Here is a 23,787-nt window from a genome sequence, read left to right as displayed (position 1 = left end):
CCGGCCGCCCGGCCGCCCGGCACTCCGAAGGCCCGGCCGTCCGGCGTCCCGCTCGCGCGGCCGACTCGGCGGAGGAACCGGGAGGTTCAGGACACCGGACGCGAATCCACCCAGGCGAGCTCGAACTCCTCGCGGTACGCCCCGAAAAGCCCGCCTTCGTCCGTATCGCCCGACCTGACCACCCGGCTGCCGTTGCGCAGGACCAGCACCGGCGCCTCCATCCCGCGCATGCGCCGCAGATAGGACTGCACGACCGCGACGCCGTCGGTGCCGTCGCCGTCGACCAGGTAGGCGGTGAAGCGGGGCGTCTCGTCGTACACCTGGATCTGGAAGGCGCCCGGGTCGCGCAGCCGGGAGCGGACCCGGCGCATGTGCAGAATGTTCATCTCCACGGATCGGCTCAACTCACCCCGCTTCATGCCGAGTTCGCGCTCCCGGCGCTTGACCGCGCTGGAGGCGGGGTTGAGGAACAGCAGCCGGACCCGGGCGCCGGCCTCGGCGAGCCGGATCAGCCGGCGGCCGGAGAAGTTCTGCACGAGCAGGTTGAGGCCGATGCCGATCGCGTCGAGACGGCGGGCCCCGTCGAAGATGTCCTCGGCGGGGAACTGCCGCATCAGCCGCACCCGGTCGGGGTGCACGGCGACCACGTCCGCGTACCGGTCGCCGACGAGGTCCTCGACCGCGTCCACAGGCAGCCTGCGAGCGGAGGGCACGTCACCGCCCGTGCCGAGCGTCTCCAGCAGCCGCGCGGAGGCGCGTTCGGCCTGGCCGAGGACCGCCTCGGACAGGGCCCGGTTGCGGGAGACGACGTTGCGGGTGACCTCCAGCTCGTCCAGGGCGAGTTCGACGTCGCGGCGGTCGTCGAGGTACGGCTCGAAGCAGGGCCAGTGCTGCACCATCAGCTCGCGCAGCTGCGGCAGCGTGAGGAAGGAGATGACGTTGTCGTCGGCCGGATCGAGCAAGTAGCCCTTGCGGCGGCTGACTTCGCGCACGGCGACCGCGCGGTGCACCCACTCCTGTCCGGCGGGTCCGGCCGCGGCGACCACCCAGTCGTCGCCGTGGACGGGTTCGTAGATGGGCCGCAGGACGGCGGACACGACCGCGCGCAGCCGCTGTTCGACGAGGTTCAGCCAGATGTAGGCCCGCCCGGCCCGCTGGGCGCGGGTGCGGACCTCGCGCCAGGCGTCGGCGTCCCAGTCCAGCTCCGGTCCGATGGCGCCCTCCATCGGACGGGCCAGGGACACCGTGCCGGAAGGGACGTCTGTGGAGGAGCCCCCCTCGTGACCCTCGTCACCAGGGGGCAGTTCCAGCCCTCCCGAGCCCACCCGCGTACCGCCTTCCGCTCCCCCGGGCACCCTGGTCCCAGCGTCGTTCCCGGCGCCGAGGCGCCCGCGTTCTTCCTACGATCTGCCAACGATCAAGGAAGGGTACTCCGCGAGCGGTCGGCGGTGCAGCCGGATGCACAGGTCGTTTCCCAACTGCTCGGGCCGACACGCGGGTTCCGTCCGGCAGGGGCGCTCTCAGTGATCGGATTCATGGTGTTCACGGCGCGCGGGACGAGCGGCGGGCTCTGCCGGCGGACCGGCACGGGCCGTAGGACCGCACCGCGTGCGACACGGCGGGATCCGGGATTCACCCAGGTCACAGGACGGGTGGGGGCCCTCACGCCCGCTCGCCCACCGGCGGGTTCGCCGCGCCGGGAGCCGGCGGGGGGACGGTTTCGCCGCCGGCCCGCGGCCCGCACTTGTCGTACCGGGGTGAAGCGGACGACGCACAGGGTGAAGAGGGCGCGCCGGTGTTTACCTTCGGTACTTTCCGGGAGACTCGATGGCAAGGGACCCCCAGCGGGACGGCACACCTGAAAGAGTCGTATCCATGCAGGTCTGGCCTGGAGAGGCATACCCCCTCGGCGCCACGTACGACGGCGCCGGAACGAACTTCGCGGTCTTCACGGAGGCCGCGGACCGAGTAGAGCTGTGTCTGCTGCACGACGACGGCTCGGAGACGGCGGTGGAACTGCGGGAGAGCGACGCCTTCGTGCGGCACGCGTACCTGCCGGGCGTCATGCCGGGGCAGCGGTACGGCTTCCGTGTGCACGGCCCGTACGCACCCGAGCGCGGACTGCGCTGCAACTCGGCGAAGCTGCTGCTCGACCCTTACGCGAAGGCGATCAGCGGCTCGGTCCGCTGGGGCGAGGAGGTGTACGGCTACCACTTCGGCTCCCCCGAACGGCGCAACGACCTCGACTCGGCGCCCCACACGATGACGTCCGTCGTGGTCAACCCCTATTTCGACTGGGGCGACGACCGCAGCCCCCGTACGGAGTACCACCACACGGTGATCTACGAGGCGCACGTGAAGGGCCTCACGATGCGCCATCCGGGGCTGCCGGAGGAGCTGCGCGGCACCTACGCGGCCCTCGCGCACCCGGCGATCCTCGAACACCTCACCGAGCTGGGCGTCACGGCGCTGGAGCTGATGCCCGTACACCAGTTCGTCAACGACCACCGGCTCGTCGACATGGGCCTGAACAACTACTGGGGCTACAACACGATCGGCTTCTTCGCCCCGCACAACGCCTACGCCTCCTGGGGCGACCGCGGGCAGCAGGTGCTGGAGTTCAAGTCGGCGGTGCGGGCGCTGCACGAGGCGGGCATCGAGGTCATCCTCGACGTGGTCTACAACCACACCGCCGAGGGCAACCACCTGGGCCCGACGCTGTCCTTCCGGGGCCTGGACAACCCGCAGTACTACCGGCTGACCGACGACCCGCGCTACTACATGGACACCACCGGGACCGGGAACTCGCTGCTCATGCGGTCCCCGCACGTGCTCCAGCTGATCATGGACTCGTTGCGGTACTGGGTGACGGACATGCACGTCGACGGGTTCCGCTTCGATCTGGCGGCGACGCTGGCCCGGCAGTTCCACGAGGTGGACCGGCTGTCGTCGTTCTTCGACCTGGTGCAGCAGGACCCGATCGTCTCCCAGGTGAAGCTGATCGCCGAGCCGTGGGACTTGGGCGAGGGCGGCTACCAGGTGGGGAACTTCCCGCCGCTGTGGACCGAGTGGAACGGCAAGTACCGGGACACCGTGCGGGACCTGTGGCGGGGCGAGCCGCGCACGCTCGCGGAGTTCGCCTCCCGGCTGACCGGGTCCTCCGACCTCTACCAGGACGACGGTCGCCGCCCGCTGGCCTCGATCAACTTCGTGACCTGCCACGACGGGTTCACCCTGCACGACCTGGTGTCGTACAACGAAAAGCACAACGAGGCCAACGGAGAGGACAACCGCGACGGCGAGAGCCACAACCGGTCGTGGAACTGCGGGGTCGAGGGCGACACCGACGACCCCGAGGTGCTGGAGCTGCGCGCGCGGCAGATGCGCAACTTCCTGGCCACGCTGATGCTGTCCCAGGGCGTGCCGATGATCAGCCACGGGGACGAGGTGGCGCGCACCCAGCACGGCAACAACAACGCCTACTGCCAGGACAACGAGCTGGCCTGGGTGGAGTGGCCCGAGCCCGGCGGGGAGGGCGGCGAGCTGCTCGACTTCACGCGCGCGGTGGTGCGGCTGCGCAAGGAGCACCCCGTGTTCCGGCGGCGGCGCTTCTTCCACGGGCGGCCGGTGGAGGGCACCCACGACGACCTGTCGGACATCGCCTGGTTCACTCCGGAGGGCAAGGAGATGGCCCAGCGGGACTGGACGTCGGCGCAGGCGTCGGCGCTGACGGTGTTCCTCAACGGCAACGCGATCTCGGAGCCAGGGGCGCGCGGGGAGCGGATCAGCGACGACTCGTTCCTGCTGATGTTCAACGCCTCACCGCGTCCGCTGGAGTTCGTGGTCCCGGTCGACCACGGCCGGCGATGGCGGGTCGTCGTGGACACGGCGGACCCGGGCGCGGTGGCGGGGGACGAGGCCGTCGAGGTCGCCGCCGGCGACCGCCTCACCCTGACGGACCGCAGCATGACCGTCCTCCAGCGGCCGGCCTGACGGGCCGGGGCGGGCGGGATCGCCTCGGCGTCCCGGGGCGGGCGGGGCCCCGGGCTCACGCCCGCCCCGCCTGTTCGGGCGGTTCCGGGTGTCAGGAAAGGGGTGGGAGAGGGTACGTAGGGTTCCATGACCTCTGAGCGTGTCGGACCCGTCGTGCCCACGGCCACCTATCGCCTTCAGCTCCAGCCCCGGTTCCCGTTCGCCGCCGCCGCCGCGGCCGTGCCGTACCTGGCCTCGCTCGGGGTGTCGCACCTGCACCTGTCGCCCGTGCTGGAGGCGGTGCCCGGCTCGCTGCACGGGTACGACGTGGTGGACCACGCGCGCGTGCGCGAGGAGTTGGGCGGCGAGGAGGGGCTGCGGGACCTCGCGCGCACCGCGCGGGAGCATGGGCTCGGGCTGGTCGTGGACATCGTCCCGAACCACATGGCCATGGCCCCGGCCCACAACCGCGCCCTGTGGGAGGTGCTGCGGGAGGGCCCGAAGTCGCCGTACGCGCGCTGGTTCGACGTCGACTGGCAGGCGCAGGGCGGCCAGATGCTGCTGCCGGTGCTCGGCGGGCCGCTGGGCGACGTGCTGGAGGACCTGCGCGTCGACGGGGACCTGCTGCGCTACCACGACCACGTCTTCCCGCTGCGCGAGGGGACCGGGGACCTGCCGCTGCCGCAGCTGCTGGACGCGCAGTGGTACCGGCCGGTGTGGTGGCGGCTGGCCCGGACCGAGCTGAACTACCGGCGGTTCTTCAGCATCTCCGAGCTGATCGGCGTGCGGGTGGAGGACCCCGAGGTCTTCGAGGCCACGCACGCCAAGATTCTCCAGTTGCTGCACGAGGGCGTGGTGGACGGTCTGCGCGTCGACCACCCCGACGGGCTCGCCGACCCCGGCGGCTACCTGGAGCGGCTCGACGAGGCGAGCGGCGGCCGCTGGACGGTCGTCGAGAAGATCCTCGCGGACGGCGAGCGCCTCCCGGGCGCCTGGCCGGTCGCCGGCACCACCGGCTACGACGCCCTGCGCCACGTCGACGGCCTGTTCACGGACGCCCAGGGCGCCGGGGAGCTCCAGGACCTGTACCGGCGTCACGCGGCCCCCCGCCCGGATGCGGGCGGCGACTGGCCTGCGACCGCGCGGCGGGCGGCGTACACGGTGCTCCGGCACGAACTGGCCACCGAACTGGACCGGCTGACCCGGACGGCGGCGCGTGTGTGCGCCGCCTCCTGCGATCCCGCGCTGCGCGACCGCGCGCCCTGGGCGCTGCGCACGGCGCTGGTGGAGCTGCTGGTGCGCATGGAGGTCTACCGGCCCTACGGCCCGGGCGACGCGGCCGCCGTCGTCACGGAGGAGGCCGCCGAGGAGGCGCGGCGCGCGTTCGCCGTGCCCGAGGAGGCGGGCGCGGTGGACGTGGTGCGCGCTCTGGTGCTGGGGCGCGGCGAGGGCCCCGCGGCCGCGGAGTTCCGGGCCCGGTTCGCGCAGACGTCGTCCGCGCTGCGGGCCAAGTCGCTGGAGGACACGGCGTTCTACCGGTACGTGCCGCTGCTGTCGGCGAACGAGGTGGGCGGCGACCCGGGCCGGCAGGGTGTGTCCCCGGCCGTGTTCCACGCGTACTGCGCGCGCGTGCAGCGTGACTGGCCGGCCGGCGGGACGGTCGTGTCGACGCACGACACCAAGCGCAGCGCCGACGTGCGGGCCGCGCTGGCGGTGCTGACGGAGTGTCCGGGGCGCTGGGCGCGGGTGCTGGAGCAGGTCACGGGCGCGGAGGAGGGCGCGCCGGACGGGCAGACGGCGTGGGCGGCCTGGCAGACGGTGTTCGGTCTCGGCGCGGCGGACGCGGAGCGGGTCCGTCAGGCGCTGCTGAAGCACGTGCGCGAGGCGGGGCTGCGCACGAGCTGGACGGAGCAGGAGCCGTCGTACGAGGAGGCGGTGGCGGCGTTCGTCGAGGCGGGGCCGTGCGGGCCGCCGGGCGAGCGGGTGGCCGCGTTGCGCGGCGCGCTGGAGCCGCACATCCGGGCGAATGTGCTGGGCACGGCGCTGGTGCACCTGACGATGCCGGGTGTGCCGGACGTCTACCAGGGCACGGAGGACGAGTACCTGGCGCTGGTGGACCCCGACAACCGGCGTCCGGTCCGTTTCCCGCCGGCGCATCCGGGCGTCAAGGCGGAGGTGAGCGCGGCGGCGCTGCGGCTGCGCCGGCGGTGGCCGGACGCCTTCGGCACGTCGGCGACCTACGAGGCGCTGCCGGCCGAGGGCCCGGCCGCGGAGCACTGCCTGGCCTTCGCCCGTTCCGGGCGGGCGGTGACGGCGGTGACCCGTCTGTCGCTGCGGCTGGCGGAGGCGGGCGGCTGGCGTGACACTCGGCTGACGCTGCCGCCGGGGCGGTGGGCCGACGTCCTGTCGCCGGGGCGGGAGTTCACCGGGCACACGCGCGTGGAGGAGCTGTTCGAGCGGCTGCCGGTGGCCCTGCTGGAACGGGTGGACTGACCGGTTCCGGCGGTCCCCTCGCCGCTCCGCGGAGGCGTCCTTGACAGGGCCCGGAGTCCGTGGGGTACTGCGGTTGCGAAGGCCGGGCGGACAAGACGGGGGTGAGTCTCCTGCCGGAGCCGGGCTACCCCACTGTGACCCAACTGACGTCCCGGGCAAGGGCGTTGGCTGCGTCGCGCCCCGGGTTGTGCACGCTGCGGCAGGTGGGGACGTCACGGGCGGGACGCCCTCTGCGCCTGCTGTCCGTGGGGCAAGCCCGGCGGGCGGTGCTGGTCGTCGCCGGGGCGCACGCGAACGAGCCGACCGGTGGCCCCACGCTTCTCGCCGTCGCCGAACGGGTGGTGCGCGAGCCGGAGTTGCGGGACGGCACGTCCTGGCACTTCCTGCTGTGCGCGGATCCCGACGGGGCCAGTCTGCATGTGACGCCGGCGCCGAGCAGCCTGCTGGAGTACCACCGGGGCTTCTTCCGGCCGGCGGGACCGGAGCAGCCCGAGTGGTCGCCCGCCGTGCTCCCGCCCGACCGGCTGCCGCCCGAGACGCGGGCGCTGACCCGTGTCATCGACGAGCTGCGACCCTACCTCCAGGTGACGTTGCACGGCACCGATCTGGGCGGCAGCTGGGTGCAGTTGACCAAGGACATACCCGGGTTGGCGGAGCCGTTCGCCAAGTCCGCGGCGCAGTTGCACATCCCGGTGGAGACGGGCGCCTCTGACGCGGCGGGCTGGCCGGCGTCCGGTCCCGGCGTGCACGTGATGCCGGGGCCGGGGGCGCGTGCGGCGTACCCGAGCCTGCCGGACGACGCCCGGCACAGCACCTGGTACCACGCGCACCGCTACGGCGGTCTGACGGCGGTCGTGGAGGTGCCGATGTGGGCGAGCGACCTGGTGGACGACCCCGCGCCGCATCCGGCTCCGGCGGCGGCGATCCGGCGTCTGGCGGGCCGGCTGCGGCGGGACGCGGCGGAGGTGGAGCTGCTGCTGGCGGACGCGCTGCCGCGGCTGGAGGGCGTCGACGGGCCGCTGCTGAGGGCGGCCCGCTGGACGCTGGAACTGATGCCCGGTCTGGCCTCGGACTGGGTCCATACCCCGCCCGCGGGCACCTCCATGGCGTACGTGGGCAGCGTGGACGCCTTCGCCCGCCGGCTGCCGCTGCGGGCCGCGGCCATGTTGTGGCGGGTCCTGCGGGAGCACGACGACCGCGCCGCCCCGCGTCTCGGGCGCCTCGTCGAGGCCTGGAGCGACACCTTCGCGGAACGCTTCCGCGCGCGCTGGGTGCCGCTGGAGCACCAGGTCGAACACCAGTCCCGTACGGTCGTCGCCGCGGCCCTGCACGCACGCGAGGGCGCGGCGCGGTGAGCGTCGGGCCGCGGTGCCGCCGACGGGGGCGGCACCGGCGGGGCGCACGGTCGTCAGCGGCTGGGCGCGCGGTCGCCCAGGTCAGGGCCTACGGCAGGCCGGGCCCGGCGGACTTCGGGACGTTCTCGTAGGTCTTCTTGCCGTCGCCCTCGCCGACGGGCCGTGGGAGCCGGTCGCCGGGGATGCCGGCCTCGGCGGGGGTGACGGCGCCGATGGAGAGCAGCAGGGCGGCCGCGCCGGGGAGGGCGGCCAGCAGGTGCGTCGTGGGAAGGGGCTTCATGCCCGGTGCATCGGCACGACGGGCCCGGTTCCCCAGTCCCGCTCACCCGATCGTGCGGCGGCGGTCCGGCGGGTTGCCAGGGGTCAGGTCGTCGAGAGGCGGAAGGCCATGCGGCCGAAGGCGACCATGTCGCCCTCCCGGACGACGGCCGCGCCGATGACGCGACGGCCGTTGACCGTCGTTCCGTTGGTGGAGCCCAGGTCGCGCAGGACCCATATGCCGCCCTGGCGTCTGAGTTCGGCGTGCGCGCGCGAGACGCTCTCGTGGTGCAGCCGCAGCCCGTTCCCCGGGTCCCGGCCGATGCGCAGGGCGTACGCGGTGTCGGGGTGCGGCAGCAGCAGCTTGGGCAGCCGCTCGGCCTGCCAGGCGCGGCGCAGCCGGACGCCGAAGCCGGAGACCGCCTCGACGGCGCCGAAGACGACACGGGAGAAGCGGTTCTCCTTGGGCAGGTCGGCGGTGAGGGCGACGAGCTCGTCGGAACGGCGGGCGGCGAGCGCCAGCTCCATGCGGCGGATGAACGTGTCGTGCGACAGCCGGCCCAGGGCGACGCCGTCGCGGAGCTCCTTCAGCGCCCGGTCGCGCTCCGCGTCCGAGAGCCGCGCGGGGGAGGTGTTGAACTCGAAGGACGACGTCACGCTCGTGATTGTCGGTCAGCGGGCCCCGGGTGTCCAGAAAACGGGAGAACGACGGCCGCGCGCCCGTTCCGGCGCCCGCGTCGCGACACCTTCGGGCAAGCGGAGCGTTCCGAAAGCGGATTGATCCCGTTTGGAGCACGATGGGACCGGCTACATCCCGGTGAACAGACGAAGGGGAACCGTCCGTGCAGTTCGAGGTGTGGGCACCGCAGGCCGAACGTGTGACGCTCCGGTGCGACGGCGTCACGCGCGCGTTGGAACGCGATCCGGACCGGGCGGGCTGGTGGACCGGTGAGGCGGAGGCCGCCGACGGCAGCCGCTACGGCTTCGCGGTGGACGACGGGCCCGTGCTGCCCGATCCGCGCTCCCGCCGTCAGCCGGACGGCCCCGACGGGCTGAGCGCGGTCGTCGACCACGGCCGCCACACGTGGCGTGCGCAGTGGGCGGGCCGTCCGCTGGCGGGCGCGGTCCTCTACGAGCTGCACGTGGGCACGTACACGCCCGAGGGCACCCTGGACGCGGCCGCGGACCGGCTCGCGCATCTCGTCGAACTCGGCGTGACGCATGTCGAGTTGATGCCGCTGTGCCCCTTCCCCGGACGGCACGGCTGGGGCTACGAGGGCGTGTCGCTGTGGGCGGTGCACGAGCCGTACGGCGGGCCGCAGGCGCTGAAGCGGTTCGTGGACCGGGCGCACGAGCTCGGCCTCGGCGTCGTCCTGGACGTCGTGCACAACCATCTGGGGCCGTCCGGGAATCACCTGCCCGCCTTCGGCCCGTACTTCACGGACACCCACCACACGCCGTGGGGCTCCGCCGTCAACCTGGACGCGCCCGGCTCGGACGAGGTCCGCGCGTTTCTGCTGGGCAGCGCGCTGGCGTGGCTGCGCGACTACCGGCTGGACGGGCTGCGCCTGGACGCGGTGCACGCGCTGGCCGACACGCGCGCGTACCCGTTCCTGGAGGAGCTGTCGGAGTCGGTGGACGCGCTCGCCGCGGAGACGGGCCGGCCGCTGTTCCTGATCGCCGAGTCCGACCTGAACGACCCCCGGCTGATCACGCCCCGCCGGGAGGGCGGCCTGGGCCTGCACGCGCAGTGGAACGACGACTTCCACCACGCCCTGCACACCGCCCTCACCGGCGAGTCCCAGGGCTACTACGCCGACTTCGCGCGCGACCCGTTCGCGGCGCTCGCCAAGACCCTGACCGGCGGCTGGTTCCATGACGGCACGTACTCCAGCTTCCGGGGCCGCCGCCACGGACGGCCGCTGGACCGGTCCCGGCTGCCCGGGCACCGGCTCCTCGGGTACGGCCAGACCCACGACCAGGTGGGCAACCGCGCCCAGGGCGACCGGTTGTCGGCCTCGCTCTCCCCCGGCCTGCTGGCCTGCGCGGCCGCGCTGATCCTGACCGCCCCGTTCACGCCGATGCTGTTCATGGGCGAGGAGTGGGCGGCCGGCACGCCCTGGCAGTTCTTCACCGATCACACCGACCCCGAGCTCGCGGAGGCCGTTCGTCAGGGCAGGCGCAGGGAGTTCGCCGCGCACGGCTGGGCCGAGGAGGACGTTCCCGACCCGCAGGACCCGGCGACGCGCGAGCGTTCCTGCCTGGACTGGTCGGAGCCTGAGCGCGAGCCCCACGCGCGCGTGCTGGAGTGGTACCGCCGGCTGATCGCGCTGCGGCACGAGCTGGCGGACCTGACCGACCCCGACCTGGCCGACATCAAGGTCGCCCATGACGCGCGGGCCCGCTGGCTGGCCTTCCGCCGGGGCGACGTCCGGGTGGTGGTCAACCTCGGCAAGGATCCGGCGGCCATCCCCCTGGGCACCCGGCCCGCCCGGGTGCTGGCGGCCTGGGAGCCGGTCGAGGCCCCGGGCCCGGACGGGCTGCTGCAGGTGCCCGGGGAGGCGTGCGCGGTGCTGGAGCAGGACTGAGGGGCGCCGCACCCCTGAGGCGCGGGCGCCGGGCGCCGGTCACAGCTCGGGGTCCGCGCCGTCCTCGTCCTCTCGCAGCTCGGTCACGCGTTCCAGCAGGATCGCCTCCCATGCCCTGCGGAGACGGGTGCGCAGCAAGGGCAGGGAGGCGGTGGAGCGGCCGTCGAGCCGGTCGGCGAGGCGCAGCACGGTGTCGCAGCGGGCCAGCCACAGACCGCGCAGGCAGGGGCGGGCGCCGTAGCCGGCGAGGGTGGCGGCGCGGACGGCGGCGCCGGAGCCGACGGCGAGGGCGAGCGTGGCGATGTCCTCGGCGGGGTCCCCGAGGACCGTCCGGGACCAGTCGAGGACGCCGCGCACCCTGCCGTCGGGGCTGACCACGAGGTGCTCGCCGGTCAGCGCGTGGTGGACGAGGACGGTGGTGGCGGGCTGGGCGGCGAGCTGGGCCGCGCCCAGCGGGGTGAGCTGGTTCAGCCGGGCCGGGTCGAACTCGTCGGCCCGGGCGAGGCGTTCGGCGGCGGCGACGGCCATGCGGCGCAGCGCCTCCAGCGAGCGCGGGGCGGTGCGGGGCACGCCGAGGACCTCGGCCTGCCGGGCCGGGACCTCGCGCAGACCGCCGAGCAGCCCGGCGAGGTCGGCCTCGCCGACGGCCGACACGTCGTGCTCCTCGCCGGTGCCGCCCGCCAGCCGGACGTCCAGGGTGTAGGGCAGGCCCGGGGACCAGTCGCCGTGCGCGACGCTGACCGGCACGGCGACCGGCAGGTGCGGGCGGACGAGATCGCGCAGCCGCAGTTCGCGCCGCCTGCGGTCGGCGGCCTCACGGTCGGCGGCGAGCCGCAGCACATGGCGGGAGCCGACCCACCAGGTCCGGGCCCCGCCGTCGGCGGCGGGCCGCACGGGCCGCACCTCGGGCCCTGCGCCGCCCCCGGTTCCGCCGCCGTCCTCGCCCTCCTTGAGGAGCGCGCGGACCAGTCGGCGGACGGTGTCCGCGGTGGGGGTGGGTGCCTGGGTCATGGTCGCGCCGTCGCCGTTCGGGGTGGATGCCGGGGATGCCACGGGATGCCTCAGTCCACTGTGACCAGTTCGCGGGTGGTGTCGTTGAGCCGGCGGCCGCCGTCCTCCGTCACCGTGACGATGTCCTCGATGCGCACCCCGAACCGGCCGGGCAGGTAGACGCCGGGTTCCACGGAGAAGCACATGCCGGGCACGAGGGGCTGCTCCTCGCCCTCGATCATGTACGGCGGCTCGTGCGTGGTGACGCCGATACCGTGGCCGGTGCGGTGGATGAAGTACTCGCCGTACCCGGCGTCGGCGATGACCGCGCGGGCGGCCCGGTCGACCTCCTGGCAGGCGACCCCGGGCCGCACCGCCCGGAAGCCCGCCTCCTGGGCCTCGCGCACCAGGTCGTGGACCCGGCGTTCCTCGTCGGTGGGTTCGCCGACGTGGACGGTGCGCGAGGTGTCGGAGCCGTAGCCGTCCTTCAGGCCGCCGAAGTCGAGGACGACCATGTCGCCGCGCTCGATGACGCGCTCGCCGACCTCGTGGTGCGGATTCGCGCCGTTCGGCCCGGAGGCGACGATGGTGAAGTCGACCTGGGAGTGCCCGAACCGCCGCAGCAGATCCGCGAGGTCGGCGCCCACCTCGGACTCGCGCCGGCCGGCGAAGGGAACCTTCCGGATCTCCTCGAACGTCGCGTCCGCAGCCGCCCCCGCGGCCGCCATCAGCCGCAGCTCCGCCGGGTCCTTGACGGCCCGCAGCATGGGCAGGGCCTCGGTGAGGGCGGCGTAGGAGGTGTCCGGCAGGGCCTTCTGCAGGCCGAGCAGGTGCATCGCCCAGGCGTTGTCGCTGACGCCGAACCGGCCGCGCGCGTCGAGCAGCGCGGCGGTGACGGCGTAGGGGTCCTTGCCGTCGGTCCAGTCCCGCAGGGTGAGCGCGGGCGCGCCGGCCGCCTTCGCGGCGTCGGGGGCCTCCAGGGTGGGCACGACGAGGACGGGGTAGCGGCCGGGTGCCAGGACGAGCAGGGTGAGCCGCTCGGTGGCGGCGGGGGGCGCGTAGCCGGTGAGCCAGACGAGATCGGGGCCCGGCGCGACGAGGAGTGCGGCCAGCCCGGCGTCGCCTGCCGCGCGGGCGGCCCGCTCCATGCGGGTCCGGTAGTCGTCGGCGGTGAAGGGCGCGGGCGTACGGCCGGTCATCCGGGCCTCCCTGGGGAGCTGGCGAAGGACGTGTGGCTACGGGCAGCATCCTGCCCGCACAGCGGGGGCCGCGCGAGCCGATTCACACCGGTTTCCGCACGCCACACCTCTCACCCGGCGCCCACCACACACCGCGCCCCATCGGGTTAACGGTTGGGGATTGCGCAGCCATTAGCACTAATGGTTAGATCCGTTCACAGCATTAACAGCCCGCCGCCCTGTCTGCCGCAGTGCTCCCCTTCTCCCCGGAGGCCGACCGCCGTGCTCGTACTCGCCCACATCAGCGATCTGCACCTGGACGGGAGCGCGCGGGCCACCGAACGCGCCGAGCGGGTGCGGGACCGGCTCTGGAACCTGCCGGGCCGGGTGGACGCCCTGCTGGTCACCGGCGACATCGCCGACCACGGGGCGGAGGACGAGTACGAGGAGGCGGCCCGCATCCTCGGGCTGCGCGACGGCGGCGCGCCCTTCCCGGTGCTCACCTGCCCGGGCAACCACGACAGCCGCGCGCCCTACCGCAAGGCCCTCCTCGGCCGGCCCACCTCGGGCCCCTCGACAGCGTCCACGTCTTCGACGACGCCGCCGTGCTGATGTGCGACTCCAGCATCCCGGGCGAGGACGACGGCGCGCTGACGGACGAGACGTACGGCTGGATCGAGGAGACCCTCGACGAACTCGGCGGGGACCTGCCGGCACTCCTCGCCTTCCACCACCCGCCCGTGGCCGTGCACCACCCCCTCCCCGATTCCTTCCGGCTGGGCGACCCCGGCCGGCTCGCGGCCCTGTTGGAACGCCGGCCGGAGATCGCCGGGATCATCACCGGCCACGCCCACACCCCTGCCGCGACCACCTTCGCCGGGCGTCCGCTGATCGTGGGACCCGGGGTGACGTGGACGCTGCGGCTGCCCTGGGAAGGCGAGCCGGTCGCCGACCGGGACGCGCCGGTCGGCCTCGCCTTCCACGTCCTGGACGACGAGCGCAGGCTCACCAGCCACTTCCGCACGGTCGCCTGACGCCCCCCTCGCGGCTCAGACCACCACGCCGAGGACCAGCGACAACCGCCGCTGCTCACCGCTGCTCTGACGTACCGTCATGTCGATCCTCCGTCCCGGCCCGGCCCGTTCGACCGCCCGGGCGAGATCCGTCGCCGAGTCGATCCGGGTCCGGCCGAACGTCAGCAGCACGTCCCCGCGCACCAGGCCGGCCGTGTAACCGGGGCCCGGGACGTGCACGGCGACGACCCGTGCGCCCCGCTTCCCCCCGTCCACGACCTCGAGGCCCAGGCTGGCGCGCGCGCCGTCCCGGGCGGTGACCGAAGTCCCGGACCCTCCGGACGCCTTGGAGCCGACCGGCACGGACAGGACGCCCGGTCTCCCGTCCCCGTCCGGTTCGCCCGGCGTCCGTGACGCCTCCCGCGCGATCCGGTCCCGCAGTTCCCCCAGCTCCCTCATCGCGACCACGCTCGTCCCGAGCGCGCCGAGGGCCACGCCGGACAGGACCAGGACAACCCCGGCGATGAGGCCGCACAGCAGGGAGGCGGGCCGCCGGCCCGGGTGACCGCCGGTGTGGGGCCGGTGGTCGACGCGGCCCTCCGCACCCGCCCCGGCGTCCGCACCACCCCCGCCGACTCCGCCGCCGCCATCGGGCTCCTGACCGGGAAGTGGCCTGGGACGCAACACGATCTGTTCCATTTCTCCTCCGACCGGCGCGCTCAGCCGACCGGCACGGCGGGGAGGGCCGGCGCGCGATCCGGGAGGAAGCCGTGGGAACGCCTGCTCAGATAGCCGGACTTGTAGCGGTCGACCGCGCGGTGCCAGTTCAGGATCCCCGCCAGCCAGTTCTCCAGGTCGGCCACATAACCGTCCATGACTGCCCGGCCCTCCGCCGGGAGGTCGAAGTCGTCGTACAGGACAGGGAGTTCATGTGCCACGACATGCTCGAACTGGCGCATGCGCTGGGTCATCAGATCGTGGACGACGCCGAGGGCCGTCGGGTAGTCGCAGCCGAAGAAGTTCTGCACGACGAGGATCGCGTTGTGGATCTCCCCCTCGTACTCGATCTCCTTCTGGTACGAGAAGACGTCGTTGACGAGGCAGGCGTAGTCGATCGCCGCGTTCTCCAGCGAGCGGACGGGACCGCTGCGGTAGATCTCCGGCGGCACAGCGGGGCCGTGGCCCATCCGGCACAGGCTGAGGGTGAGGTCGGAGCCGAAGGTGGCGCGGCGCATCTCCAGGTAGTCGACCGGGTCGGGGACACGGTTCTGGAACTGGTTGGACAGCTCCCACACCCAGCTCTCCGTCATCGCGTCGACCGCCGTCCTCAGGGTGCGCCGCTGCTCGGCGTTCATCTCCGCCGTGGTGCGCCCCCACAGGTCGATCAGCGCGCGCTCCATGGCGTTGACGGGGACGACGGCCGGCGCGCCGCTCTCGACGGGCATGCACGCGGAGAGGCGGGCCGTGGTCAGCCGGGCGGCGGCCAGGTCGCGGCGGTGGCCGTGGACGAGCGGGTAGTAGTCGTCACCGTAGGTGCCGAACGCGAGCCATGCGGCGCTGAGGTCGAGGGCCTCGGGCGTGGCGTCGGGGTCCAGTCCCGCCGAGCAGAGCGCGAGGTCGCAGGAGGCGAGCTTGTCCTCGTCCCAGACCCCCTCGGACAGCACGCCCATGCGGCGCGTCCATTCCACGAGGCGATGCCGGGCCGCGTCGAGGTGCGGGCTCAGCTCCACCTGGAACGGCATGTGGAAGTCGGGCAGCCGGGACGGCCCGACCTTCTCGTACGGCAGGTGCCCGTGCGCGCGCAGCCGTTGCCGGGCGGCCGAGGCGAGCAGCGCGCCGACGTCGGCGGCGGAGGTGCCGGGGCCGGTGAGCCGCTGCCAGGGCGGGACGGAGGCGGCCGCGCCCTGGTTCATGTAGCGGCTGGAGCGCAGGTGCCACTCGTGTCCGCCGGACTGCCAGTCCTGAAGTCCCTTGGTGTAGGCGGCGATCGCGGCGACCTCGTCGGGCCTGAGTCCCGAGTCCAGGGCCAGCGCGGGCACTTCGGTGAGCGCGGTGTGCTCGAACTGGTGGAGGCGGGAGGTGAGGATGTCGTTGACGGTGTCGGCGGCCTGCTGGGTGGTGCAGCCGAAGAACGTCTCCAGGACGAGCACGCCGTTGCTGTTCTCGCCCTCGTCCTCGACCTCGCGCTGGTAGGAGAAGAGGTCGTTGCGCAGGTGGACGCCGTCGGAGAAGGTCTCCATCAACACGCGCAGGGGCCTGGACCCGGCCACGGCGGCGGGGACTTCGGCGGTGGCGTACTCGACGAGACCGGCCGACCAGGGGGCGCCGCCCACCTTGCGGCGCATCTCGATGTACTCGACGGGGTTGGCGATCCGCCCCTCGTTGATGTTGGACAGCTCCCACATCGACTCGTTGAGCAGGTGCTCGGTGGCGACGGCGAAGCGGCGGCGCCAGTCGGCGGACATCGCCGGGACGGTCCGCTGCCACAGGTCGGCGAGTCCGGCCTCGACCGGGTTGCGCGGCTCGGGCACGGATGCGGCGAGGTCGAGCGGCATGAACAGCGGCAACCGGTCCAGGTGGGCCTTGCCGGCGGCCCGGTCCGGGGTGCGTTTGAACATGTCGAGGAAATGGTCGTCGAAGAAGAACACCCACACGTACCAGTCGGTGATCAGCGACAGGGCGGGGCCGTCGCAGTCGGGGTGGGTGTAGGCGCAGAGCAGGCCGTAGTCGTGCGCCTCCAGGTCGGCCTGCTCCCAGATCCCGGAGCCCTCCAGCATGCCCATCTCGCGCGCCCACCGCGTCGAGTGGGCGCGTGCCTCGTCGACGTGCGGGTTGAGCCGCGCGGGATACGGCATGTAGAAGTCCGGGAGTTCGAACGGCTGCGTCATGGCCGGGCCCTACCCGCGAGCTCCGGGGGCCATCCGCGGGGCGGCGCACGGTCACACCATCGCGTGAACCGGGCGGGAATGCTTGCGATTCGGGCCCCGTGAGGTGCGACGGCGGGGCCGGTCAGGTCCTCGCCTGGATCAGGGCGCGGGTCCCGGCGGTGCGCCAGCGCTGCCCCTCCGCGGCGTCCAGGGCCTCCTCGGTGGCCGCCGACAGACCTGTGATCACATCCGACTTGAGCGTGCGCAGGGCGACGACCGGGCCGGGGAAGTGGGCGGTGACGTCAGCGAAGGGGGTCGTGGGCGGCCAGAGCCGGTCGCCCACCAGGCGGCGGTAGTTGAGGTCGCCCTTCATGATCGTGAGGGTGGCGGCGGCGAACTCCGCCCGCAGGTCGCCGGGCATCTCGGCGTAGGGCAGTGGCGCGGCGGCGAAGGGGTGGGCGCGCAGCGCGAGGGTGCCGTCGGCCATCGCGGCCCACAACCGGCGGCCGTACGCGGCTCCCTCGCCCGGGGCGGCGGTCAGCGCGCGCAGCGCGTCGACGACGTCGGCCGTGGTGGCGTCGGAGACGTAGTACGGGTACGGCTTGACGTACAGGACGACCCGCCCGGTCCGCCCGTGGGCGAGGAGGTGGGCGGCGAGGAGGAGGTCGGGGACGAGTTCGCGGCCCGCGTTGTCGGCGACCAGGCACAGGGTGCCGGAGGCGCCCGAGGTGGCGGGCAGCAGCGACCAGAGGGCCTCGCTGTCGTCGGCGACCAGTCCGGGCGCCGCGGCCCGGTGCCGGGCGTCCGCGTCGGAGAGGCGGAAGCCGAGGTCCGCGCGGTTCCCCCAGAGCGAGCCGTGGAGCAGGGCCCGCGCCCGCTCGTCGGCCGGGCGGGTGGCCAGGCCGTCGAGCGCGGCCAGTTCCTGGCCGGTCTCGGGCGCGTCGAGCTCGGCCAGTTTGAACGGACGGAACGGGTCGACGCCTTGCCAGGGTCCGTCGCCGAAGTAGCCGACGGCTTGGAGGAGGCGCCGGTAGAAGTAGCTCTCCGCCCACAGCCAGGGGATGTCGTGCCAGGAGCGCCCGACGTGGGCGTCGAGCCCCCAACCGCGCCAGCGCTCCCGGTCGTGGGCGTCCTCGGGCAGCGGCGGGACGACGCCGTCGGCGCAGCTCTCCAGCAGCGCGTCCAGCGCACCGCGCACCGCCGGATCGTAGGGGAACGCCTCGCGGACCTGTCGGATGATCGCGGGGTGCCGCTCGGCGAGCACGCCGTGCGGGAAGGAGCCGGGCGTGTCTCCGAGGATCACGGGCGGGACATCGTCGTCGGACATACGGATCACGGTATCGCGGCCGTCGGCTCACACCACGGCCATGACCTCGTGCTCCAGGCGGGCCGCCAGGGTCAGGTAGCGGGGGCGGCGAGGGACCGGGACCAGGCCCCGGATCAGCACGTGCCACATCTCGGCCGTGCGGCGCGGGAGGCGGGCGGCCGGTTCCCGGGAGCGGCCGACGACCCGGGTGCCGACGAAGAAGCAGACCAGGGAGTGGGCGACGGCGTCGACGTCGACGTCAGGGTGGATGTCGGCCTCTCTGACCGCGCCGGCGAGCCGCCGGTTGACCAGGTCCAGCCACTCGGCGAAGGGGTGCGGCAGGGGCGGCCGGATCGCGACGCCGCCGGTGGCGAGCCGCAGGCCGGCGCGGGTGATCGGCCCCTCGACGGACAGCCGCGCCATGCCGAAGGTGAGACGCATCAGCGCTTCCAGGGAGGAGCAGCCCCGCTCGTCGATCTCGCCGGCGACCCGGCGGGAGGCCTCGGACTGCAGCTCCAGGATGGCGTGGGCGAGGTCCTCCTTGGCCGCGAAGTGGAAGTAGAGCGCGCCCTTGGTGACACGGGCGTGCTCGACGATGTCACTGAGGCTGGTCGACTCGTAGCCGTGCCGGTCGAACAGCTCGGCTGCGGCCCTGATGATCGTCGCGCGGGTCTGTTCGGCGCGTAACTGCCTCGCCATCGCCTGGCACTCCTGGCTGTAAAGAACGGGTCATGCCGTTTGTTTCTTGCCCCCTCTACACCATAACTCACCGTGCCGCGGTGGCCACCAGGCATTCGAAGACCGTCGACTCCCCCTGTACGGCGACCACTTGCACCTCGTCCTGGGGCCTGTCCCGCGCCTCTATCCAGACGGGTTCGTCCAGCTCGGCGTACTGGTGGAAGCGCGCCCGGTAGGCCACCGGGGGGTGTTCGGCGCCGGTGCGCAGACGGGCCGCCTGGCGGGCGGCCTCCAGCAGGAGCATGCCCGGCACATGGTCGAGCGGATGGTCGAAGAAAACGGGGTGTGCGGTATCGACCCGGAGCTGCCAGCGGCCCCGGCTCCCCGCTCCGGCCAGGACGACGTCCGCGGCCAGAGCCCGGCCGACGCCGGCGGCGGGCACCGCCTCGGGCACGGGGACGGTGGTCACGCTGCCCGGGGTGCGGCCGCCGCGCAGCCTGCGGTAGACGGAGGCGCCGACGGAACTGAAGGCGACGTCGGCGGTGGCCACGAGGTCGCCGTCGCGCAGGACGCGCGCGCTGTAGCGCACCGCTGCGGGGCGCCGGCCCCGGTACCGGACGTCGGTGAAGGCGAGTTCGACCTCCGGTTCGGCGGGCAGCGGTCCGACGCCCAACTTCCCTGCTACGGTGGCGATCCGGAACTCCTGGAGCACGAACTGGTGGTCCAGCGGCACGTCGTACTCGGTGTGCGCGATCAAGGTGCCGCTCTGCCGCACGGTTTCGACGACGAGCAGCGGATCGTAGGCCGACCGGTCGCAGGACACGTGCACGGGGTGGACGCGGGGCCACTGGGCCGAGACCGAGAAGCGGTCGGTTCCGGTGCGCCGCCAGCCGGTGAGGAACGTTTCGGCGACGGCGGCGCGGTGCACCAGTTGCCGTGCGACGGTCGCCGTGAGGGACGGAGCGTCGGCGAGTTGCCGCGGTCGAGTCATCTCTCTTCCCCCGGGTCGGCCACGGCAGACGGAGATCCGTCCGCTTCGTCGAGCGTTAGAGTACGAGGCGACCGGTTTGTTTTCAATGAGATCAGTCGACGGCATCCCATGAACGGGCCGCGCCCGCGCACGATCGCGGGTGAGGTCAAGTCGCCGCCGTGAAGGGGCTGTTATGGCAAGACAGGAGCGCGCGATCAGGACGCGGAGAGCGATCCTGGAAGCGGCCGGCGCGGTCTTCGACGAGTACGGCTACGCCTCCACCACCATCGCGATGGTCCTGGAGCGCGCCGACGTCACCAAAGGCGCCTTGTACTTCCACTTCCCGTCGAAGGAGGCGCTCGCGCGGGCGGTCCTGAGCGAGCAGGTTCCCTTCGGGGCGGTCCCGCCGCAGCCGTGCAGGCTCCAGGAGATCGTCGACATGACGTTCGTCGTGGGCCAGCGGCTGCGCGACAACGCCTTGTTGAGGGGCAGCATGCGGCTCGCGGTGGACCAGGAGACGCCTTCGGGCGTGGACCACGCCGAGCCGTTCCTGCAGTGGGCGCGCCGGTTGACCGAGCTGCTCGAACAGGCCGGGGATAAGGGCGAGTTGCTGCCCACGGTACGGGCGGCGGCGACGGTCGAGCTGTTGGTGGGCTCCTTCACCGGCATCCAGTTGATGTCGCGGGCGCTCACGGACCGGGCGGACCTCGGGGAGCGGCTGGCGGTGATGTGGTCCCACATCCTGCCGAGCATCGCCGTGCCGGGGCTGCTGCCCGGCCTCGACACCCGGGCAGACCGGGGGGTCCGGGTGCTGGCCTCGCTGGAGCGCGCGGCTTCCTGAGGGGGTCTCGCACGGCGCCGGCCCGGGGCGTACGGCCCGCGAGCGGACGTGCGGCGGGCCGGCCGGTGTCCATCCACACCGGCCGGCCCGCCCGTTCACCGGCAGCTCACGCTGCCCGGACTGCTCAGAACGTCAGCTGCCAGCTGTTGAGCCGGCCCGTGTCCTGCGCCGCCACGTCCTGGACGCGCAGCTTCCAGGTGCCATTGGCAACCTCGCTGGAGGCGTTCACCGAGTAGGTCGTGACCACGTCGTCCCCCGAGTCCGAGCTGGACGACTTCAGGCGGTACGCCGTGCCGTCCGGGGCGATGAGGTCGATGACCAGGTCACCGCGGTAGGTGTGGGTGATGTTCACACCGACCTGGAGGGCGGCGGGCGCGTTCCCGGTGCGGCCGGTGACCGCGATGGCGGACTCGATCGCCGCGCCGTTGTCCGGGACGGCCACGGCGGTGGTGTTGGAGAAGGTGGCTCCCGGCGTGGAGCCGGTGCCGGTGACGGCCGCGACCGTCTTGGCCGCGTCCGCGAGACCCGCGCCGCAGCCGCCCGAGCAGGCGCCGGGCAGCGCGCGGGCGTTGGCCTTGATGGCCGACTCGATCTGGGCCGGGGTCAGCGAGGACTTCGCCGACTTCAGCAGCGCGGCGAGGCCCGCGATGTGCGGGGTGGCCATGCTGGTGCCCTGGTAGTAGGCGTAGTTCTCGCCCGACGGCGTCTTGGTGCCGGAGTTCAGCGTGGACAGGATGCCGTTGGCGGTGCCGGTGCTGGTCTGCCCGCCGGGCGCGGAGATGTCCACCAGGGAGCCGAAGTTGGAGTAGGACGCCTTGGCGCCGGTGCGGCTGGTCGCGGCGACCGAGATGACGTTGTTGCAGTTGCCCGGGGAGTGGTTGGCGACGTTGTCGTTCTCGTTGCCCGCGGCCACGACGACGGTGGTGCCCCGGTTCACGGCGTTGTTGATCGCGGTCTGCGTCGCCGAGGTGCAGGCGCCGTCGCCGCCGAGGCTCATGTTGATGACCTTGGCGACGTTGGAGTTGGCGGGCACGCCGGAGACGGTGCCGCCGGACGCCCAGGTGATGGCGTCGATGATGTCGGAGTCGTAGCCGCCGCACTTGCCGAGCACCCGGAGCGGGGAGATCTTCGCGCCGTGGGCGATGCCCGCGATGCCCTTGCCGTTGTCGGTGACGGCGGCGATGGTGCCGGCCACGTGGGTGCCGTGCCAGGAGGAGCCGGAGGCGGGGACGCCGGAGCCGCAGTCCCCCGCGTTGTACCAGTCGCCCGGGTCGGCCGGGTTGCTGTCGCGGCCGTCGCCGTCCACCGAGACGGCGGTGTCGGCGATGAAGTCGTAGCCGCCGACGATGTTGGCGGCGAGGTCGGAGTGGGCGACGTAGCCGGTGTCGATGACGGCGACCGTGACGCCGGCGCCGGTGGCGGTGCTCCAGGCGGCGGGGACGTTCATGCCGGCGGTGGGCTCGAACAGGTCCCACTGCTTGGCGTACTCGGTGTCGTTCGGGTCGGCCTTCGGGGTGTTCAGGCGGTCCGGGACGACGTAGGCGACCTGCGGGTCGGCCCGGTACTCGGCGACGACGTCGGCGACGTCGGCGCTGCTGAGGTTCTCGCCCAGGTCGACCAGGGCGGCGCCGGTGCCGAGGCGGCGCTGGAAGTCGACGTCCTCGCCGGTCTCCTTGCCCTTGGCCGCGGCGTCGGCCTCGGCGGCCGGGTTCGACTTCGCCTCGGCGGCGTCCGGCTTGTAGCCGACGATGAGGCGCTCGGCGGGGGCGCCGGGCGCGGCCTCGATCTGGGCGGCGGGGACGGCGGCGGCCTGCGGGTCGCCGTCCGGGGCGGCGGAGACCGAGGCGGTGGAGGCGGCGGTGAGGAGGGCCGCGGAGAGGGCGGCGACGGATATCAGCTTGCGTCTCAGGGCGGGGGAGGTGCGCAACGGCGTGCCTTTCATGGCCTGCTCCGGACAGGGCGGAGCAGCAGTCGATTCGCTTCGGCGTCGAAGCGGCGGGGGGTGAATCGAAGAGCGACGCATGGGCCGGCCAGGCGGAGGAACCGCTCCTTGTAGGGGTTACCTGTGGGGCGGTCGTGGGGGAACGATAGGCAAACGAATCGGCAACCGGATACCGGGGAAACCCTCGATCGGGCCGGAACATCACCCTCGACGTCGTCAACGGGCCCGCGAATAGGCGGGTTTGCTCGGGTGACACCCGGTGCGTGGGCATGGTGAACGCGTCACACCGGTTTCCCGTACTGCACGGCAGACCGTATCCGCGCCGGCCGAGGAGACGTCCCCGATGCCCCGCACGACCGCACACCGCGCCGCCGCCTTGGCCCTCACCTCGCTCGGCCCGCTGCTTCTGGGCCTGTGGGCCGCGGGCCCCGCACAGGCGCACGGAGCGCCCACGGACCCGGCGAGCCGGGTGTACGCCTGCTCCCCCGACGGCGGCTCGGCGTCGCGTTCGGCCGCGTGCCGGGCCGCCGTGCGGGCGAACGGCGGGCAGCTGGGCGCCTGGGACAACCTGCGGGTCGCGAACGTGAGCGGACGGGACCGGCAGACGATCCCCGACGGCGAGCTGTGCAGCGGGGGTCTGTCCGCCTACAAGGGGCTGGACCTCGCGCGCTCCGACTGGCCGTCGACGCGGGTCGCGCCGGGCGGGACGCTGCGGATGACGTACGTCTCGACCATCCCGCACAAGGGCACGTTCAAGCTGTATCTGACGAAGCAGGGCTACGATCCGGCCAAGCCGCTGACCTGGGCAGATCTCCCCCAGCGCCCGTTCGCCGAGGTCAAGGACCCGGCGCTGACCGGTGGCGCCTACCGCTTCTCGGCGAAGCTGCCCGCCGACCGGACGGGGCGTCAGGTGCTGTACACGGTCTGGCAGAACAGCAGCACGCCGGACACGTACTACTCGTGCTCGGACGTGGTGTTCCCGGGAGCCGAGTCCTCCTCGCCGGCCGCACCCGCGTCCACCGCCCCGTCCACCGCGCCCACGCCGGCCACGTCGGCCCCCGCGGCGGGCGGGGACTCCGGGCGGCCGTCGGCGAGCCCCTCGGCGAGCGGCGTCCCCTCGACGGCGGCCGCGCCGGCGCGCGGGGGCGTCGGCGCGGGGAACCCCGCGGCCCCTGCCGCGGACACGGCGAGCACCCCGGTGGCGGATGCCACCGGGGCCGGTTCGGGGCCGTCCACGCCGCTCGTCGCGGGCGGCGCCGCGGCGGCGCTGCTGCTCACCGGCGGCGTCGCCCTGGTACTGCGACTGCGACGGCGCTGACGCGGACGGGCCCGGTGA

At 73.5% G+C, this 23,787-nt stretch carries 17 protein-coding genes and 1 pseudogene; 7 read left to right on the top strand and 11 right to left on the bottom strand.

Annotated features, from left to right (window positions below):
• Positions 1–86: 86 nt before the first annotated feature.
• Entirely contained in the window at positions 87–1,325 is a 1,239-nt protein-coding gene (locus tag ACIOC0_RS22255) for an SAV2148 family HEPN domain-containing protein (protein ID WP_130438014.1), read from the bottom strand.
• 550 nt (positions 1,326–1,875) lie between these two features.
• On the opposite strand from ACIOC0_RS22255, the gene glgX reads away from it, so the two are divergent.
• The 3 genes from glgX to ACIOC0_RS22240 all read left to right on the top strand — a co-directional run bounded on the left by glgX (position 1,876) and on the right by ACIOC0_RS22240 (position 7,820).
• Positions 1,876–3,993 (top strand): glycogen debranching protein GlgX, encoded by a 2,118-nt coding sequence (glgX, locus tag ACIOC0_RS22250; RefSeq protein WP_402156963.1) that lies wholly within the window; start codon positions 1,876–1,878, stop codon positions 3,991–3,993.
• A gap of 126 nt (positions 3,994–4,119) precedes the next feature.
• Positions 4,120–6,465: a malto-oligosyltrehalose synthase gene (gene treY / locus ACIOC0_RS22245; protein WP_402156962.1), complete on the top strand. Its 2,346-nt coding sequence runs from the start codon at positions 4,120–4,122 to the stop codon at positions 6,463–6,465.
• 101 nt (positions 6,466–6,566) lie between these two features.
• Positions 6,567–7,820, top strand: a complete 1,254-nt coding sequence (locus ACIOC0_RS22240; RefSeq protein ID WP_402156960.1) for a M14 family zinc carboxypeptidase — start codon at positions 6,567–6,569, stop codon at positions 7,818–7,820.
• Between the two features lie 88 nt (positions 7,821–7,908).
• Here the strand turns inward: ACIOC0_RS22240 and ACIOC0_RS22235 are convergent, their stop codons facing one another.
• On the bottom strand, positions 7,909–8,100 hold the full coding sequence (locus ACIOC0_RS22235; protein WP_402156959.1) for a hypothetical protein: 192 nt from the start codon (positions 8,098–8,100) through the stop codon (positions 7,909–7,911).
• Positions 8,101–8,183: 83 nt separating this feature from the next.
• Positions 8,184–8,735 (bottom strand): DUF1707 and FHA domain-containing protein, encoded by a 552-nt coding sequence (locus ACIOC0_RS22230; RefSeq protein WP_130438019.1) that lies wholly within the window; start codon positions 8,733–8,735, stop codon positions 8,184–8,186.
• A 185-nt stretch (positions 8,736–8,920) separates the two neighbouring features.
• Between ACIOC0_RS22230 and treZ the strand changes: the two genes are divergently transcribed.
• Positions 8,921–10,666: a malto-oligosyltrehalose trehalohydrolase gene (gene treZ / locus ACIOC0_RS22225; protein WP_402156957.1), complete on the top strand. Its 1,746-nt coding sequence runs from the start codon at positions 8,921–8,923 to the stop codon at positions 10,664–10,666.
• 39 nt (positions 10,667–10,705) lie between these two features.
• Here treZ and ACIOC0_RS22220 read toward each other — a convergent pair whose 3' ends face one another.
• On the bottom strand, positions 10,706–11,677 hold the full coding sequence (locus ACIOC0_RS22220; RefSeq protein ID WP_402157163.1) for an aminoglycoside phosphotransferase family protein: 972 nt from the start codon (positions 11,675–11,677) through the stop codon (positions 10,706–10,708).
• Between the two features lie 50 nt (positions 11,678–11,727).
• The gene (locus tag ACIOC0_RS22215; protein ID WP_402156955.1) at positions 11,728–12,855 is read right to left on the bottom strand and encodes a M24 family metallopeptidase; all 1,128 of its coding nucleotides are present in this window, start codon (positions 12,853–12,855) and stop codon (positions 11,728–11,730) included.
• A 261-nt stretch (positions 12,856–13,116) separates the two neighbouring features.
• Here ACIOC0_RS22215 and ACIOC0_RS22210 point away from each other — a divergent pair.
• A pseudogene (locus ACIOC0_RS22210) lies at positions 13,117–13,868 on the top strand (phosphodiesterase).
• A 15-nt stretch (positions 13,869–13,883) separates the two neighbouring features.
• Here ACIOC0_RS22210 and ACIOC0_RS22205 read toward each other — a convergent pair.
• The 5 genes from ACIOC0_RS22205 to ACIOC0_RS22185 all read right to left on the bottom strand — a co-directional run bounded on the left by ACIOC0_RS22205 (position 13,884) and on the right by ACIOC0_RS22185 (position 19,689).
• Positions 13,884–14,546, bottom strand: coding sequence for a PDZ domain-containing protein (locus ACIOC0_RS22205; protein ID WP_402156953.1), 663 nt, complete (start codon positions 14,544–14,546; stop codon positions 13,884–13,886).
• 20 nt (positions 14,547–14,566) lie between these two features.
• Positions 14,567–16,735: a germacradienol/geosmin synthase Cyc2 gene (gene cyc2, locus ACIOC0_RS22200; protein ID WP_402156952.1), complete on the bottom strand. Its 2,169-nt coding sequence runs from the start codon at positions 16,733–16,735 to the stop codon at positions 14,567–14,569.
• 121 nt (positions 16,736–16,856) lie between these two features.
• Positions 16,857–18,041 (bottom strand): damage-control phosphatase ARMT1 family protein, encoded by a 1,185-nt coding sequence (locus tag ACIOC0_RS22195; RefSeq protein ID WP_402156951.1) that lies wholly within the window; start codon positions 18,039–18,041, stop codon positions 16,857–16,859.
• Positions 18,042–18,068: 27 nt separating this feature from the next.
• Positions 18,069–18,719, bottom strand: coding sequence for a ScbR family autoregulator-binding transcription factor (locus tag ACIOC0_RS22190; RefSeq protein ID WP_402156950.1), 651 nt, complete (start codon positions 18,717–18,719; stop codon positions 18,069–18,071).
• A 67-nt stretch (positions 18,720–18,786) separates the two neighbouring features.
• Positions 18,787–19,689 (bottom strand): ScbA/BarX family gamma-butyrolactone biosynthesis protein, encoded by a 903-nt coding sequence (locus ACIOC0_RS22185; protein WP_402156949.1) that lies wholly within the window; start codon positions 19,687–19,689, stop codon positions 18,787–18,789.
• A 172-nt stretch (positions 19,690–19,861) separates the two neighbouring features.
• Between ACIOC0_RS22185 and ACIOC0_RS22180 the strand changes: the two genes are divergently transcribed.
• Positions 19,862–20,509 (top strand): ScbR family autoregulator-binding transcription factor, encoded by a 648-nt coding sequence (locus tag ACIOC0_RS22180; protein ID WP_402156947.1) that lies wholly within the window; start codon positions 19,862–19,864, stop codon positions 20,507–20,509.
• Positions 20,510–20,633: 124 nt separating this feature from the next.
• Here the strand turns inward: ACIOC0_RS22180 and ACIOC0_RS22175 are convergent, their stop codons facing one another.
• On the bottom strand, positions 20,634–22,436 hold the full coding sequence (locus tag ACIOC0_RS22175; RefSeq protein ID WP_402157162.1) for a S8 family peptidase: 1,803 nt from the start codon (positions 22,434–22,436) through the stop codon (positions 20,634–20,636).
• Between the two features lie 358 nt (positions 22,437–22,794).
• Here ACIOC0_RS22175 and ACIOC0_RS22170 point away from each other — a divergent pair, with 358 nt between their 5' ends.
• Positions 22,795–23,769 carry a lytic polysaccharide monooxygenase gene (locus ACIOC0_RS22170; protein WP_402156945.1) on the top strand — a complete coding sequence of 325 codons (975 nt, stop codon included), beginning with the start codon at positions 22,795–22,797 and terminating at the stop codon, positions 23,767–23,769.
• The last annotated feature ends 18 nt before the right edge of the window (positions 23,770–23,787 follow it).

It is taken from the genome of Streptomyces sp. NPDC088254 (genome assembly GCF_044740925.1).
Classification (GTDB): Bacteria; Actinomycetota; Actinomycetes; order Streptomycetales; family Streptomycetaceae; genus Streptomyces.
Note: the sequence above shows the minus strand (reverse complement) of the source record. Positions and strands in the feature narration are given on the sequence as shown.